Origin of the sequence: Colwellia hornerae, assembly GCF_007954355.1 — a bacterium.
Taxonomy (GTDB): Bacteria; Pseudomonadota; Gammaproteobacteria; order Enterobacterales; family Alteromonadaceae; genus Colwellia_A; species Colwellia_A hornerae.
In genome coordinates this window covers 15,524-31,818 of the sequence record NZ_VOLR01000012.1, presented here as the reverse complement: position 1 = coordinate 31,818, position 16,295 = coordinate 15,524, and the positions used below count along the sequence as shown (strand labels likewise).

The window sequence follows — 16,295 nt, the reverse complement described above, 5'->3', positions numbered from 1 at the left end:
CTAAATCATTGAAAAACAAACAATAAAAACTATATATTTAACAACGTGCTCATCGACACAGCCTTATTTTGCTATTTTGAGAAGAGCCCTCCATTCATAATAGTCAGAATATTTTCTGCTTCTTCAGCTGCAAACTCTATCGCCTGAGCTAAATCATCACGCGAAATATTTAAATTCGCGCATAAGCTTTCATCAACACTATCATCATAATTAAACGTCTCAGGATGACTATCAACTAAAGCTAAGCGAGATGCTAAATAGAGTACTTTAACATCTTTATTAATTTGAATAGTTTTCGCTTCATTAAAGTGACGGATCGGTAGAATGATTTTTTCAGGTATTTGCCATATCTTTAACAGCTCGGCAGAGATATCAGTATAAGTAAAACCCAAGGCTTGCTTTTGCAATACCCAAGGCAATTGTTCTGCTGAATATCTCTCGCATTGTTGCGCAATCTCAGGTGATATTTTCGCAACGATCAATTCACCAAAATTTTGCAAGAGTCCAGCAACAAAAAGCCGTTCAATATCACGTATACCCGCTTTAATGGCTAAGTTCTTAGTCGCTAAGCCACAAAAGATACTCATCCGCCAGAAGCGTTTTAAATCGATTGCCTGATTTGAAAAATGCTTAAAAGCAGTCGCCGCAACATCCACTAACATCATGTTATAAATAGCTTGTGTACCTATAATGGTAATGGCACGTGAAATAGTACTTATTTCGCCAGGAAAACTATAAATCGCACTGTTGGCTATTTGTAATAAACGCGAAGTCATCGAGGGATCGACACTAATCACATTAGCAAAGTCTTCAATGCTTGAGTCTTCATTTTCCATTAAGGCTTTAATTTTAAAGCAGGCATCGGGAAGCGCAAAAGAGCCATTGGCTTGCAGCGCATATTGGTGAGCATCCATGGGATTATCAATCATTTTTATAGAATAATATTAATAGTGTAGCTTGTTGCTTTAAAACAGAAAACAAAAAAACGCAGTGATCTTCATCACTGCGTTTTTATATTTTCTATTGAGGTGTTTTACTGAGCGAAAGTTTTTCCAAAAAAATCACCTTGGTTCCATGTTGGACGCTTATCACCGTTAGCAATTTCTAAGCCTATCATCATATTCACTTCGGCAAAACTTGCCGCGGCATCGTAACGAATAGGTAAGCTTATTTCATCGCTGTGCTGATGATAGTGATTTTTAAGGAAATCACCAAATACCGCACCACCATCTATTTCAGGGTCCTTAGATTTAAAGCCCGTCATTAAGAATACCGATGGAATACCCGCCTTTACAAAGCTGTAATGATCACTGCGGGTAAATAACGCTTGCTCTGGCATAGGATCGTCACTTAACGATAAGTTAATTTTTTCTGCGGCACTCGCAACAATAGGACCTAGACTTGAGTGTGTAGAACCAAAAGCAATAATATCGGCAAACGGGTATAAAATTAATGGCATATCTAAATTAACATTGGCGACCATTTGCGAGGCAGGTACCGTTGGATTTGTTGCAAAGTAACTAGACCCTAACAAGCCTTTTTCTTCAGCCGTTACCACCACGAACAAAATAGAACGCTTTGGCTGTTCAGGCATAGCTGATAACAAACGCGCAGTTTCTAATAGTATTGCAACACCTGAGGCGTTATCAAGCGCACCATTATTGATTTTATCTTCTTCATCGCCATGGCTACTAAGACCGATATGATCAAGATGTGCACTAAAAACAACATACTCATCTTTTAATATTGGATCGCTTCCTTCAATAGCAGCAATGATATTAGGGCTAGTAATCTCTTCATGACGACTTTTACTGGCCATTTCAACCGTTGATTTTAATGCAAAACCTTTAATGGCAACATTGTTTGTATCGTCGCTAAGTATATCTGCTAACGTTCGTTCAGCACCAACAAATAAAGCCGCTGCAGACTCGGCACTGATATAAGCACCAGCTTTCAACTCAGGAGATTTACCAAAAGGCATACCGTCTTTATCCAACCAGTTAAGACGTGGTGCATCGGCATAACTAGCCGTTTTAGTAAAGGTACGCACTGCATCGCGTTTTGGCGTATGAATAGTAATAAAACCAACAGCACCATTTTTAACAGCATTTTTTATTTTTTCACTACCAGAGCCAATATGAGCGCCTTCTTCTGAAGGTAAATCGTCTGGACGGCCTGTTAATACGACAACAACTTTTCCATCAACATCAATATCTTTATAGTCGTTATAACCAAAGTCTTCAGAAACAACGCCGTAACCAACGAAAACCGTTTCCGCTGTTATAGCCGACTCTGTCGCTACACTGTCACCCGACATAATAAACGCATCTTTAAATGTGAGCGCAACTTCACCATCGCTATTGATTACCGAAAACTTAGCACTGTTTTCTTCAAGAAACGCTTTACGAAAGGTAACTTGCTGCTCAAAACCTGCTTGCTCCCCCATAGGCGTTAAACCTAATTGCTTAAAGTATGACTTTACGTAATTAGCCGCAATTTGGTAACCATCGCTGCCGGTATCTCTGCCTAACAAAGTATCGTCGGCTAAAAATTCTATGTGAGCTCGAATATTGTTTTCATTGACTTGTGGTGTTTTTCCAGCCACAGCTGTTGTTGCTTTCTCGCTTTGTCCACACGCAGATAAGAACGCGATAGTTAATAAACTTACACTGGCTATTAATTTAAATTTCATTGGTTTCTTCATATTATTGATTAAGTTTTTTTTAGATCGGTGGATTTGTATCGGATATCACTATAATGATTGTAAAAATAAAACGCTAGTAAGAGACAAAGTTATTGGTTAGCGCTAATGGCAATTAAACCTGACAAGTTATAGATAAAAGTGGCGTTTATGCTGATAAAATATCGTTATTTTACTTATACTTTCGTAAAGCTACTTGAGTAAGTATTTCTCGGTATCAACAGCAGCCATCGGCTTAGCATAATAATAGCCTTGACCATACCGACACGCCATTGCAGTGAGCAGTTCGGCATCGGCTAAGTTTTCAATACCTTCACCAACAGTACCCATATTTAAATTAGTGGCTAAATCTATAATTGTTTTTATAATTGCTTGGTGATTATCATGTTCATGCACATTATTAATAAATGAGCGGTCAATTTTCAGCACATCAATAGGAAAACGATGTAAGTAACTGAGACTTGAATAACCGGTACCGAAATCGTCAAGCAAAATTTTCACGCCTAGCACTTTTAAGGCATTCATATTTTCTAGTACTAAATCACTATTCTCTAATAAAGCACGTTCAGTTAATTCCACCCTGAGTTGGCTGGGTTTAATCCCCACACGTTGAATTATTTCTTCAATATCTGCGGGCAACGTTGCACTAAAAAAGTGATTACCGTAGAGATTACAGCTCACGTATAAGTCGTTACGGCCACAACTTTTTTCCCATTGTTTTAACTGTAAACAAGATTTTTCCAGAATAAGAAAGTCAATCGCCATCACTAAATTAGTTTCTTCGGCCAGCGGAATAAAATCATCAGGATAAACAAAGCCACGTTTTGTGCTCTGCCAACGAGCCAACGCCTCAAAACCAACAACAGCTTCAGTTTTTAAATCAACAATAGGTTGAAAGTAAGGGGAAAATTCACTATTGGCTATGCCGTCACGGATATCTGCTTCCAATTCCAAGGCATGTTGCACTTTTTTCTGCATGCTAGAGTCGAAAACTTCATAACGCCCCTTACCTTTATCTTTTGCATAATACATAGCGGTATCAGCATCTCTGAGCATAATATCAGCACTGTCATAACGTTCATCATTAAATAACACACCAATACTTGTGCCGATAAAAATACTTTGATTTTCGATAGTAAAGGGGGTTGCTAAAAAATCGGTAATTCGTTGCGCTATATCATAAGCTTCACTATTAGATTCGAGATCTTCAATTAAAATAACAAATTCATCTCCACCTAATCGAGCAACAGTGTCTTTATTTCTGACCAGTACTTTTAACTCATTAGCTATTTCTTGTAAGAGTAGATCACCGGCATGATGTCCTAAGCTATCATTAACAACTTTGAAACGGTCAAGATCTAAAAACAACACGGCAAATTTCATTTCTGCTTTTCGTTTATGACAAGCAATGGCATGGTTCAATAAATTAATAAACAAAGTCCGGTTAGGTAAACCAGTTAAAATATCGTGTGAAGCGGTATGTTGTAACTTCTCTTCCGCTTGTTTTCTTTGCTTGATTTCGTCTTCTAGTGCTACCGTGCGCAGTTTAACTTGCTGTTCTAGGAGAATATGAGACTGTCGTTCAACTTCTAATATATCACGCCTGTTAATCGCTGATGCGACATGCTGCGAGACGAATTTTAATAGCTCGGCATCTTGCTCGGTAAAGGTTGTTGCTAAATTATAACTTTGTAAGACCATTGCCCCAAGTACAACACCTGAATGTATTAATGGCACCCCCAACCAAGACTTAGTTTCTTTTTGCGGCTCTGTTGCCTGTCCTTGTTCATATAAAGCATACATTTGCGGGTAAGTAAGTAATTGGCTTTCACCGGTACGAATAATATATTCGGTAAAGCCATTCCCTAATGTTCTTGACTGAGAATCGACTGCCACATTGGTAGAGTTTTGATCTAAATAATAAACAAAAGATAGCGTTTTGGAATGTTGATCATATTTAGTAATATAAAAATTTTGCGCATTGATTAACTGGCCAACAATGTTATGGACCATAGAGTAAAATTCATCAATATGCAGTGTAGCATCATTGGTTAATTCTGATATTTTAAAAAGTGACTCTTGTAATAATTCTGATTTTTCTCGTTCTCTAATTTGCTTCATCAATTCACGAGTGCGTGAATTTACCGCATTTTGTAAACGCTCATGGTCGTGTAAGCGAGTCATAGCGGTAACAATATGCTGAGCGGTGAATTCCATTAATTCGAGGTCGTCCAGTTGGTAGCGGAGTTCTTTAGAGTAACTTTGTACTGCCATAACGCCAATAACAACACCATCATTAAGCAAGGGTACGCCAAGCCAGTCAGTACTATCAGAGCCCAGACGTTTAATGGAATTGTTAGCCTCTAATTCACTAACAATCTCAGGCGTCGCTAATAACGGTTTAGCCGTTTCAATAACATAACAGGTCATAGAACCTGCAAACGCTTCAAGGGGTGACTTACCTAATGGATAATCATCTTTTTCATCAACATCATAAACAAACTCTAACGTTGATAGGGTTTGATCATAAAGAGCAATATAAAAATTTTCAGCTCTCATCACTGATGCAATGGATTGGTGAACTTGACCATAAAACATACTTAAATCTGCACAGTCATGGGATAACTGGTTCAGCTTAAAGAGTGCGGTATAACGATCTTCGAGCTTACGATATTTGCTCAGCAAAGAAATGGCTTCTTGTGCTAACAAGCTATCGCTCTCGTTGAGCTTATTAAGGTCGTTATTTAAAGGGTCTGTCATACAATACATTTGAAATGGGAGTAATAGATTTACTCTATATAATGACGATATTTAAGCAAAATATCCACTAGATGAAAGAAAATATTCATAATTAGTTAGCTCATTATTATAAAGGAGCACAAGGCCCCTTTATAATTTATTACTTAAAGATAAATATATTACTTATGATACGGTTTACTTAAACGGTGTACTGATTTTATAAAGTGGCCGGCATGTTCTGGGTTCACATCGGGGTGAATACCATGGCCTAAATTAAAGACATGTCCTGTACCACCATCACCAAAGCCAGCAAGAATTTTATCAACTTCTTGCTCAATACGAGGTAATGGTGCGTAAAGCATTGAAGGGTCCATGTTACCCTGTAAAGCCACTTTATCACCAATACGTGCTTTGGCATTTTCAATATCTATGGTCCAATCAAGCGCCACGGCATCACAACCAGTTGCCGCGATAGACTCTAACCACATACCACCATTTTTAGTAAATAATGTGACTGGCACTTTACGACCATCATTGTGACGGGTTAAACCATCAACAATTTTTGCCATATACTGTAATGAAAAATCGTTATAATCACGTGGCGACAAAACGCCGCCCCATGTATCAAAGACCATAACAGATTGTGCACCGGCAGCAATTTGTGCATTCAAATAAGAAATAACTGAATCCGCTAACTTATCTAATAACAGGTGTAATGTTTTTGGCTCAGCAAACATCATTTTTTTGATTTTGGTAAAGGCTTTTGAACTACCGCCTTCAATCATGTAAGTCGCTAATGTCCATGGACTACCTGAAAAACCAATCAGTGGTACTTCACCCTTTAATTCTTTGCGGATAGTACGTACGGCATTCATTACATATTGTAATTCGACTTCAGGATCGGGTATGCCAATTTTTTCTACGTCGGCTTTACAAGTAATAGGACGTTCAAATTTAGGTCCTTCTCCAGTTTCGAAGTACAAACCTAATCCCATAGCGTCAGGGATGGTTAAAATATCACTAAATAAAATGGCAGCATCAAGTGGAAAGCGACGTAATGGCTGAATGGTAACTTCACATGCAAGATCAGCATCGCGACATACCGACATAAAATCGCCAGCGTTTTTGCGAACTTCACGGTATTCAGGTAAGTAACGCCCTGCTTGTCTCATCATCCATACTGGAGTGTAATCTACAGGCTGACGCAAAAGCGCGCGTAAGTAAGTATCGTTTTTTAATTCAGTCATGAAGTGTTTTCCCATTTTTATGTGCGCGCATTCTATCATTAGCAATTTTTTTGGTCTATGTTCTAAATCAATTCCTTAGTGTAATAATTAGGTCTATTTATAACATAAAAATAATAAGCGAATATTAATCAATCACTTAATTTCAATAAGTGTAATTAATTGTAACAAAAGTTACTTTATACGAAAAAAATCGTGGTATAAATGCTCTATTAAAGTTGTTGCGTTAGCTTTTTCGCTTTGTTATAAATTGCCCCGCGTTAAAGAAGTACACAAATAAAAATAATAATAATAAAAGAAATAACTAAAAAGAAGCTAGTATAAACTAGACCTACAGCGAGCAATTCAAGCCTTACACTTTGTAAGGCTTTTTTATTGCCTAAAGAAAAACATTGAGTTAATAATATTATCATTATTATAAATAAATGCCGGTAAAAAATATTATCAATAATTCTTGTCTATATTATTTAATGAACATTCTTTTATATTAAAGAAAGTATTTACCAACCTTTAAAGTAAAGCCATTAGCATGTCGATAATTAAGGAGTCGTACAATGAATCAGGTCATGGGGTTTATTTTAGGTCTGGACAATAAAAATCGGAAATCCGATTCGATTACCTTGCTGAATCTTTTAGAAAAATCATCAGGGTATACACCTTACTTAAACGGTAGCCTGATAGGTTTTGGTCAATACCATTACAGATATGATAGTGGCCGCAAAGGTCATTCATCGGTAATAGCATTCTCTCCTAGAAAACAAAATTTAGTCGTCTATATCATGCCAGGTTTTTCTCAATGCTCAGCTTTATTAGAAAAACTAGGAAAGTATACGCTTGGCAAGTCATGTTTATATATTAATAAATTAGCAGATATTAATATCGATGTTTTAGAAGAGATTATTAGGTTATCGGTAACCACTATGCAGCATAAATACCCTTGCAAAAACATCTAAAATCTCTCGTTTAGCTTTTAATTACTGGTAATTTAACCGACACGTTTACTCCTATTAAGCTGTAAAATGTCGTACACTTGAGCTAATTTACTCATAACTTTTAATCATTACGGAAATCCCCCATGAAAAAAATTATCATTTTATTAACTATTTCAACATTAAGCAGCTCGGCTATAGCACAAGAAAGCAGCTGGTTTGATAGCTTAAAAAGCTTTGTTGGAATGGGCGAAGTTAAAGAGCAAAGCGTAACATTGCCAAGCACTGCAGGTTTAGTTGAGCAATTAACAAGTTCATTAAATGTTAATACTGAACAAGCAGCTGGCGGTATGGGTGCTATTTTTAATTATGTAAAAAGTAATGTTTCAACAGAGCAGTTTGGCCAGTTAGCTAAATCATTACCGGGTGTCGATGGACTTGTTAGTCAAATGCCTGATATTAGCGAACTTAGCTCAGGCAAAGGCTTAAGCGGTTTACTTGACAAAGCTTCACAATACAGCGATTCATTAAAGTCTATTAATGATATAAAAAAGCAATTTGAAGCATTAGGTTTAGATCCAGAAATGATCAGCAGCTTTGTTTCTAGTGCTCAAAGCTACTTAGACACTGCACAAGGGCAAGACGCAAAACAAGTATTAACACAAGGTTTAGGCAAGTTACTCGGGTAATTTGATATATTAGCGATTAGTCGCTGTAGCTAATTTCACTGAGTTTACTAAAATATAACCTCAGTGAAGTTAGCGAATAATGATTTTAACGACGCATTGTAAATTGTAATTAATATACGCTAATTACCGCTTCATATAACGGTTTTCCCTTATTATAATCATCAAAGAGCAAGAATAACGAATACCCTACCGACGGTATTTCGATTCCATAATTACTTTCATAGGCATCGTCAGGAAAAGACTTTTGAAGTTGTTCAAATGGTCCCCCTTGAATAAAATCTCCCAAAGCCCAAGCACCTTTTGAATTAACAGCATCATTTATAAAGACTTCTTCCAACAAATGAATTTCAACAAGCTCAGCAGCTTTTACCTTTAGCAATAAATATGAAAACAATGATATTTTTTACACTGATACTTTTTTTTATTCTCTTGTGGCTCGGTGTCAATGAGCAATGGTCGACAAAAAATCATTATTAATGGTCAATCAACTCTTTGCGATATTCACCGCAAAGAGTTGATTGACCATTGTAAAACAGAGAATAAAAGCCAAACACCACAAGCAAAAATTAAAGCTGATAACCCCAGCGCGGAATAATCGTTTGTTCAATACCTAAATGATCCAACATTCTACCCACCATAAAATCAATTAAATCATTAATCGACTTCGGATGATGATAAAAGCCAGGTGCCGCTGGCATTACAGTAACGCCCATTTGTGAGAGCGTCAGCATATTTTGTAAGTGTATGGTAGAAAAAGGTGATTCTCGTACCACTAAAATCAACTGACCTCTTTCTTTAATAACAACATCCGCAGCACGCTCAATCAAGTTGTCACTCATACCTAAGGTAATAGCGGCTAATGTGCCGGTTGAACAAGGACAAACAATCATTTTTTTAGGGGCAGCAGAGCCTGAAGCCACGGGTGAGAACCATTGCTCTTTGCCAAAGACTGTGATTTGTGACGGCTTTGCTTTAAATTTTTCACTGAGAAATTGTGTGGCGCCATCAGGAGAGCCCGGTATTTTAACGCCAACTTCTGTGTCAAGAACAACACGTGCTGCGCTTGAACATAAAACATAAACTTGTACATTAGCCGCGACTAAACATTCGATTAATCTTAATGCATAGGGAGCACCAGATGCGCCGGTAATTGCGACAGTAATTTTTTCTCGAAACTCGTTCATAACGATCCTTTCTTTGCTAATTGATCTAATATTTTTTGGTGAATATTGCCAAAGCCACCGTTACTCATCACGACGATAGTATCGTCTGCTTGTGAGTTATTAACGATATGGCTCACTAAAACATCTATATCTGTCTCAACAAAACACGGCTGTTGGCAGTCTTTAATCAGGGTATTTACCGACCATTGCACTTGCTCGTCTTGAAATAAATAGACAACGTCTGCTTGGGCTAATGATGCGGCAAGGGTGTCTTTATGAACACCTGATTTCATGGTATTTGATCTCGGTTCTAATACCGCGATTACGCGACATGATTGATCGCCTTCACCGTTAGCACTTACATTCGCTCGAACACCCGCTAACGTTTTAGCAATAGCGGTAGGATGATGGGCAAAATCATCAAATACACGCACTTTCCCTACTTCACCACGCAGTTCTAGACGCCTTTTGGTATTAATAAACTCAGCCAGTGCATCAATAGCAACATGGCTAGGAACGCCGGCATGTCGAGCCGCGGCAATAGCCATTAAACCGTTATCGATATTAAAATCACCAATTAAATTCCATTTTACGGTGCCTTGTATTTCATCCTTAAAGTAGACAATAAACTCACTACCATCGCCAATAATTTTTTTCGCATACCAGCCGGCTTTACTAAATTCATGGTCGACACTAAATTCGGTTGGTGTCCAACAACCTTGCGCTAAAGTTTCAGTAATGGCAGATTCATTTTTCGGTGACAACACTAGGCCGTTACTTGGCACCATGCGAATAAGATGATGAAATTGGCGCTGTATATCAGACAAGTCATTAAAAATATCAGCGTGATCAAACTCCATGTTATTAATCACTAAGGTACGCGGACGATAATGAACAAACTTAGAGCGCTTATCAAAAAAGGCGGTATCGTATTCATCGGCTTCAATAATAAAAAAGGGGGCGTCACCTAAACGTGCAGAACAATCGAAATTTTGTGGTACACCACCAATTAAGAAACCTGGTTTCATATGGGCATACTCTAGAATCCACGCCACCATAGAGCTGGTGGTCGTTTTGCCATGAGTGCCCGAAATAGCAATAACCCAACGGTCTTTTAAAACATTATCTAATAACCACTGCGGGCCAGACGTATAGGCGATATTTCTATCGAGTACGTATTCAACCATAGCATTGCCGCGTGACATGGCGTTGCCAACAATTACTAAATCAGGCTCATCTTTTAAATGTTCTGTTAAATAGCCTTGTTTTAACTCAATACCTAATTGTTCAAGTTGTGTGCTCATTGGTGGGTAAACATTAGCATCGCAACCAGAAACACGATGACCCAGCTGTTTTGCAATAGCGGCGATGCCACCCATAAATGTACCGCAAATACCTAAAATGTGAATATGCATGTAATGTCCGTTAAAGCTCGGTTGCCTTGGCATTGCTGTGGCAACCAGTAAGAGAAATAAGATCAAAATAATCTCTGATAATATACCTGATAAGAAAGTAAAAAGGCATTGCAATGCCTTGTTAATTTAGTAAGTATGCATAGCCATATTAAATTAAAGGATGCGACGTGCGATCACCTTCACTACAATCACTTCATATTTACCCTATTAAATCAGCTGCTGGTATTTCCTTATCGACTAGTTGGGTTGATGATTTGGGCTTGAGCCTTGACCGACGTTTTGTCATAACAGATGATAGTGGCCAATTTATAACTGCTCGCACTGAGCCAACACTTTGCCTTATCAAGGTTAATTTATCTGCACAGGGCTTAATATTAACCGCTCCAGATATGCCAGCACTGCAGGTACTTTATCAAGAATTGTCACCCATCTATAAAAAAGTAACGGTATGGCAAGATGATATACAAGCACAATATGGTCATCAGAATTTTGATTTATGGTTCAGCCAATATCTTAAAAAACCTTGCCAGCTTGTTTATTTTGGTAACAAATCACAGCGTTTAGTCAGTAAAAGTCATAAGAAAATCGCCTTTGCTGACGGTTATCCTCTATTGCTTACCTCTCAAGCCTCACTCGATGATTTAAATAACCGGCTGACTCAACAAGCAATCCCTGCGATTACCATGAGACAATTTAGACCTAATATTGTCGCTAACCTTTGCGATGCCTACGCCGAAGATACTTGGCAGCATATTCGTATTGGCGAGGTTGAATTTGAAGTAACCAAGCCTTGTTCACGTTGCATTTTCACCACAGTAAACCCTATTAATGCCGAAAATCATCCTCAACAAGAACCACTAACAACCTTAATAAACTACCGACAAGTGGCCAGTGGTGATGTGATGTTTGGGCAAAACTTAATTGCGCTTAATCAAGGGAGCATTACGCAAGGTGATGAAATTGTTATTTTAAAGAAACAAGCTCCGCCGATATTTATTACCAAACCGACAAAAACAGCCGCTAACAAAAAAGCTACCGCCGAGGTAAGTGCTAACAAGGAGCCCAAAAAAATGCGTAAAGGAAAAGTTAATTTAAGCTTTGAGTCATGGAACAAAAACGTTATTGGCAACACAAAAGACTCTATTTTAGAACAAGGTGAGGCGGCAGGAATGCTACTACCCTATTCATGTCGTGGCGGCATGTGTGGTCGTTGTAAAATAAAACTTATCGATGGTGATGTTAAACAATTAGCTAACGACGGTTTAAGTGACGACGAAAAAGAGCAAGGCTTTGTTTTAGCTTGTAGCTCAGTGCCACAATCAGACTTAGTGTTAGCAAAAAAATAATCAGCAACGATCTTATTTAAAAGACACGACGACCTAAACCTTGAATACATCCATCGCAAAGTGACTAAAAGTAGCTATAGTTTGTGCTGCGTAATTTTTATCTACTAGCACTTTGCATAACCAAACATCTATGGCTCACCATGTTTTACTAAGCACCATGATGATTAAGTCGTAAAATAACTCAAGTGAGCCAGTGTATCTGCAGCTAGCTGCTACCCTTTTTTGTCACTAATATTGTATGAACATGCTTTATTTTAGCTCCGTGATGATTGAATCGTAAGAAGTCGCCCTACATATTTCACCCACAATATTGCTAGCCTTTTATCATTCCACTTTTCATTCTTCTCTAGCACTATCACGCCAATGTTTGATGTAAATCAACAATAAAACAGCTGTAGCATTAGACAAAATAACAACTTGATATAAATCAAACTTTGCACTTTGGCAAAGTGACAAAATCAGCCCATCAATTATTTCTTAAGAAATAAAAAAAATTTAACCACACTAACTACTCCACTCAGTTTTACTGATTTACCTGATCACAATAGCGAGTGTTGAGCCACAAAATACATACATAAAATATATAGGATATACATAATGACGTTCACTAAAACAAAATTATCACTCGCTTTAATTGCCAGCGCTATTATCTCTGCCCCTTTTGCAATGGCGGACGATGCAGCATTCAATTCAGGTATAAAAAAAGCACTTGCAGACAGCAAAGTAAATATTAGCTTGCGCGCTCGCTATGAAGGAGTTGATGAAGACGGCGTCAATGGCGCCGCAGATAAAGACGCAACCGCGTTAACAGTAAAGTCTCGTATAACGCTACAAACCGGCGATTACAAAAACTGGTCGTTAGGCCTTGAAGTTGATAACGTAACAGCGCTTGTTGATGATTATAACGACCTAACCTTTGATTATTCTGGCAGTGATGCGGTTGTTGCTGACCCTGAAATAACCGATGTTAACCAAGCTTTTCTACAATACAATACTGGCAAAGTTAAATTAACGGCTGGTCGTCAACGTATTTTACACAATAATCAGCGTTTTATTGGTGGGGTCGGCTGGCGTCAAAATGAACAAACCTATGACGGCTACCGTATTGAATATGTTGCAAACGATGCACTTTCTCTTGATTACAGCTATATCTATAATGCCAACCGTATTTTTGGTGATGACAAAAAAGGTGATGACCTTTCAGGTGCTTTCCATTTTGCGAATGCTGCCTACAAAATTAATAGCGCACACAAAATTTCAGCATTTGCTTACGTCTTAGATTTTGATATCGCACATGCAATGTCTTCAAGCACTTACGGGGCACTTTACCACGGTAAATTTGGCGCTGTAACTGTTAACTTGAGTGCGGCAACACAAAGTGACGCAGGCGATAATGCCGTAAGTTACGATGCTAACTACTACAATGCTGAAATAGCGACTGATTTAGGTGATTTTACGCTATTAGCGGGCTTAGAGGTTTTAGGCAGCGATGAAGGTAAAGCCGCATTTAGCACACCTTTTGCTACCTTACATAAATTCCAAGGTTTTTCAGATAAATTCTTAAACACTGGCAGCAGCACTGGCATGAAAAATGGTGTTGAAGATACTTATATTACCGTTAAAACAAAATTGGCCGGTGTTAAGTTAGCCGCAACATTTCATGACCTAGCGTCAAATGAAGGTACTATAGATTATGGTACAGAGTTAGATCTTGTTGCAGCATATACTTTTAAGAAAAATTACAACTTACTGGTAAAATTTGCCCGTTACAGTGCTGATCAATTGAGTACAGATACCAGCAAACTATGGATACAGGTTGCGACTAAGTTCTAAAACTTAAGCTTCACATGTCGTGATTTAAAGGCTGTTACGTAAGTATCAGCCTTTTTTATGTAAAAGATGTCCTATACTATTAAAAAACCAGCAAAAACAAGAGCAAAGCACCAAAGTAGAAATATATAATGAATTGTCTATGATGAGCGATTAGAATAGCCGCGTTTATGATCTTCCTACCCAAGGGACTATTTTGTTATTAATGCTCGACAATTACGACTCTTTTACTTTTAATTTAGTACATTATTTCCAAGCATTAGGGCAAGAGGTCGTGGTTGCGCGAAATGACCAAATAACTTTAGCTGAAATTAGGGTACTATCACCTCAGTATATTGTTATTTCTCCAGGGCCATGCTCTCCAAATGAAGCGGGATTGTCATTAGAGATCGTTAAACATTTTGCTGGTAAAGTGCCGATCCTCGGTGTTTGTTTAGGTCACCAATGTATTGCACAACACTTTGGTGCAAGTATTGAAAAGGCACTTAGCGTGATGCACGGAAAAACAAGCAAAATAAAGCATAACGAAAGTGGCTTATTCCATCAATTAAATAACCCATTAACAGTGACTCGCTATCATTCATTAATTGTTAATAAAGACACGTTACCTGATTGCCTCGAAGTCACGGCCTGGAGCACTGATGAAAACGGTGAAAACAATGAGATTATGGCTTTAACTCATAAAACATTGCCTATTGCAGGTGTACAATTTCATCCTGAATCGATTTTAACCGAGCAAGGCATGATGTTATTGAAGAACTTTCTCACTAACTTCACATAAAACAACAAAAATTTAGCGTAAAGCAATTGTTATCATTCATACTTTTGAGTATATCGCCGATAAATAACATTTAACTTCAACTTTATTGGAAATACTATTTTAGCTCATGCAAATATTTGAAAACAACGACTTAGTCGCGCTAATATACAAAAGAGCAATGAGCTTAATGATCAGTAAAGGCTTTGCTGATCAGCAAAGTGGTAAGGTCACTGACGCTAGCCATCAAAATAGTGAACAATCTAATCAACGCAGGGAATTACTTGCTGTTGAAGAAGAAGCAAAAAAAAATAAAATAATTCAGGCTCACGGCGAAAACTTTTTTACTGACCAGGTCATGGCTAAATTCTTTGCCCATGTAACGACTGCCGTAAACAAAAAATTTGATAACAAAGAAAATCTCTACAACAAGATATTAAAAATTGAAGATGCCGCACCCGATATTATGGAAATACTGTCCGTCAGGGCAGCTTCAATCAAACGTATAATTCCTTTAGCAAAATCATTACCTTGGTTAGCGAATGAGCTGATCAATTTGGTTAACAAACCTCAGTATCGTAAACGTGCTGATGTACAGGTAACTGACCCAAGCTTAGCGTTAAGCTATATTGGCTTAGACAATTTAAAGTTAGTCATGCCAACCTTTATGCTTAAACATTGGTTGCCCAATAGCACGGCTCCTTATCCTTTAATGAAAAGAAAACTGTGGAATAACAGTTTAGCTATTGCGATGTCTTCATCGGTATTAGCGAAAGAAGCGGGCATGGATGAATTTGCAGCTTTTGCTGCTGGAATGTTCAGTAATCTAGGTCTAATTGCTGTGTCTCGATGCTTTTTAACCACTTATAGTGAATTACACACCGCAGAATTAAAAGCGGCCTACGACAATAAAGATAAGCGACTCCATGACACTTTAGTCAACTTCGATGCTTCGCCAGATTTATTACTCGAACAGCTCATAACACGCAGTAGCAAAATATCAGCAGATTTAGTGGAATTAATGCGCCTAGACCGGTTGCGAATTACCGAAGCTATCTTTGATCTTGCCTACACAGAAACATTAGACAAAATGTGCCCGTTAGCACAAATAGTCACCAAAGCAAAAGCTTATGTGGCCTTTAGAAGCTTAGCTAAAGATGAGTTAATCAGCAATGACGAAGCTAAGTTGCTGTTAACGTCAGTACGAATTACCACTCAAGAGATCAGTTTATTAAAGAAAAGTGACATTGATCACATAAAATTAAATTTTAAATAATTTTTGATTATTTATGAAAAGTACCCTCATTGTTAATAACGTACTAGTTCGCGACGTAACGAGCAATTCCGTTAGTAAGTCCTTAAAACTCTCTTTATATAGTTATGCATCTATACTGAATAAAACATGGCAAGCCTTTGTTTTATAAGGTCTGCAGTCATTTGGAGCAAGACAGTACTTGTTTTCTCTGTCATACTTAGCGCCTA

At 37.8% G+C, this 16,295-nt stretch carries 13 protein-coding genes; 6 read left to right on the top strand and 7 right to left on the bottom strand.

Annotated features, from left to right (window positions below):
* Nucleotides 1–71 precede the first annotated feature (71 nt).
* The 4 genes from ESZ26_RS09840 to hemE form a co-directional block, all read right to left on the bottom strand.
* A complete protein-coding gene (locus ESZ26_RS09840; protein ID WP_223271653.1) occupies nt 72–929 on the bottom strand; it encodes an HDOD domain-containing protein in 858 nt (285 codons plus the stop codon).
* A 104-nt stretch (nt 930–1,033) separates the two neighbouring features.
* Nucleotides 1,034–2,692, bottom strand: coding sequence for a M28 family peptidase (locus tag ESZ26_RS09835; protein ID WP_146799460.1), 1,659 nt, complete (start codon nt 2,690–2,692; stop codon nt 1,034–1,036).
* Between the two features lie 201 nt (nt 2,693–2,893).
* Nucleotides 2,894–5,461, bottom strand: a complete 2,568-nt coding sequence (locus ESZ26_RS09830) for a sensor domain-containing phosphodiesterase (protein WP_146799459.1) — start codon at nt 5,459–5,461, stop codon at nt 2,894–2,896.
* 158 nt (nt 5,462–5,619) lie between these two features.
* Nucleotides 5,620–6,687 (bottom strand): uroporphyrinogen decarboxylase, encoded by a 1,068-nt coding sequence (gene hemE / locus ESZ26_RS09825; protein WP_146799458.1) that lies wholly within the window; start codon nt 6,685–6,687, stop codon nt 5,620–5,622.
* 551 nt (nt 6,688–7,238) lie between these two features.
* On the opposite strand from hemE, the gene ESZ26_RS09820 reads away from it, so the two are divergent.
* Both ESZ26_RS09820 and ESZ26_RS09815 read left to right on the top strand, forming a co-directional pair.
* A complete protein-coding gene (locus ESZ26_RS09820) occupies nt 7,239–7,637 on the top strand; it encodes a DUF1801 domain-containing protein (protein WP_146799457.1) in 399 nt (132 codons plus the stop codon).
* Nucleotides 7,638–7,759: 122 nt separating this feature from the next.
* On the top strand, nt 7,760–8,302 hold the full coding sequence (locus tag ESZ26_RS09815) for a DUF2780 domain-containing protein (RefSeq protein ID WP_146799456.1): 543 nt from the start codon (nt 7,760–7,762) through the stop codon (nt 8,300–8,302).
* Nucleotides 8,303–8,411: 109 nt separating this feature from the next.
* On the opposite strand, the gene ESZ26_RS09810 is transcribed toward ESZ26_RS09815, so the two are convergent.
* The 3 genes from ESZ26_RS09810 to mpl all read right to left on the bottom strand — a co-directional run bounded on the left by ESZ26_RS09810 (nt 8,412) and on the right by mpl (nt 10,880).
* Nucleotides 8,412–8,696: a hypothetical protein gene (locus tag ESZ26_RS09810; protein ID WP_146799455.1), complete on the bottom strand. Its 285-nt coding sequence runs from the start codon at nt 8,694–8,696 to the stop codon at nt 8,412–8,414.
* Between the two features lie 172 nt (nt 8,697–8,868).
* The gene (locus tag ESZ26_RS09805) at nt 8,869–9,486 is read right to left on the bottom strand and encodes a flavin prenyltransferase UbiX (protein ID WP_146799454.1); all 618 of its coding nucleotides are present in this window, start codon (nt 9,484–9,486) and stop codon (nt 8,869–8,871) included.
* Nucleotides 9,483–10,880, bottom strand: a complete 1,398-nt coding sequence (mpl, locus tag ESZ26_RS09800; protein ID WP_146799558.1) for a UDP-N-acetylmuramate:L-alanyl-gamma-D-glutamyl-meso-diaminopimelate ligase — start codon at nt 10,878–10,880, stop codon at nt 9,483–9,485. The genes ESZ26_RS09805 and mpl overlap by 4 nt, the downstream gene beginning before the upstream one ends.
* 167 nt (nt 10,881–11,047) lie before the next feature.
* Here mpl and ESZ26_RS09795 point away from each other — a divergent pair, with 167 nt between their 5' ends.
* From ESZ26_RS09795 to ESZ26_RS09780, 4 genes are all read left to right on the top strand, one after another.
* A complete protein-coding gene (locus ESZ26_RS09795; protein ID WP_146799453.1) occupies nt 11,048–12,226 on the top strand; it encodes a YcbX family protein in 1,179 nt (392 codons plus the stop codon).
* Between the two features lie 597 nt (nt 12,227–12,823).
* Nucleotides 12,824–14,059 (top strand): alginate export family protein, encoded by a 1,236-nt coding sequence (locus ESZ26_RS09790; RefSeq protein ID WP_146799452.1) that lies wholly within the window; start codon nt 12,824–12,826, stop codon nt 14,057–14,059.
* A gap of 193 nt (nt 14,060–14,252) precedes the next feature.
* Nucleotides 14,253–14,837, top strand: a complete 585-nt coding sequence (locus tag ESZ26_RS09785) for an anthranilate synthase component II (RefSeq protein ID WP_146799451.1) — start codon at nt 14,253–14,255, stop codon at nt 14,835–14,837.
* Between the two features lie 106 nt (nt 14,838–14,943).
* Nucleotides 14,944–16,089: an HDOD domain-containing protein gene (locus ESZ26_RS09780; RefSeq protein ID WP_146799450.1), complete on the top strand. Its 1,146-nt coding sequence runs from the start codon at nt 14,944–14,946 to the stop codon at nt 16,087–16,089.
* Nucleotides 16,090–16,295 lie beyond the last annotated feature (206 nt).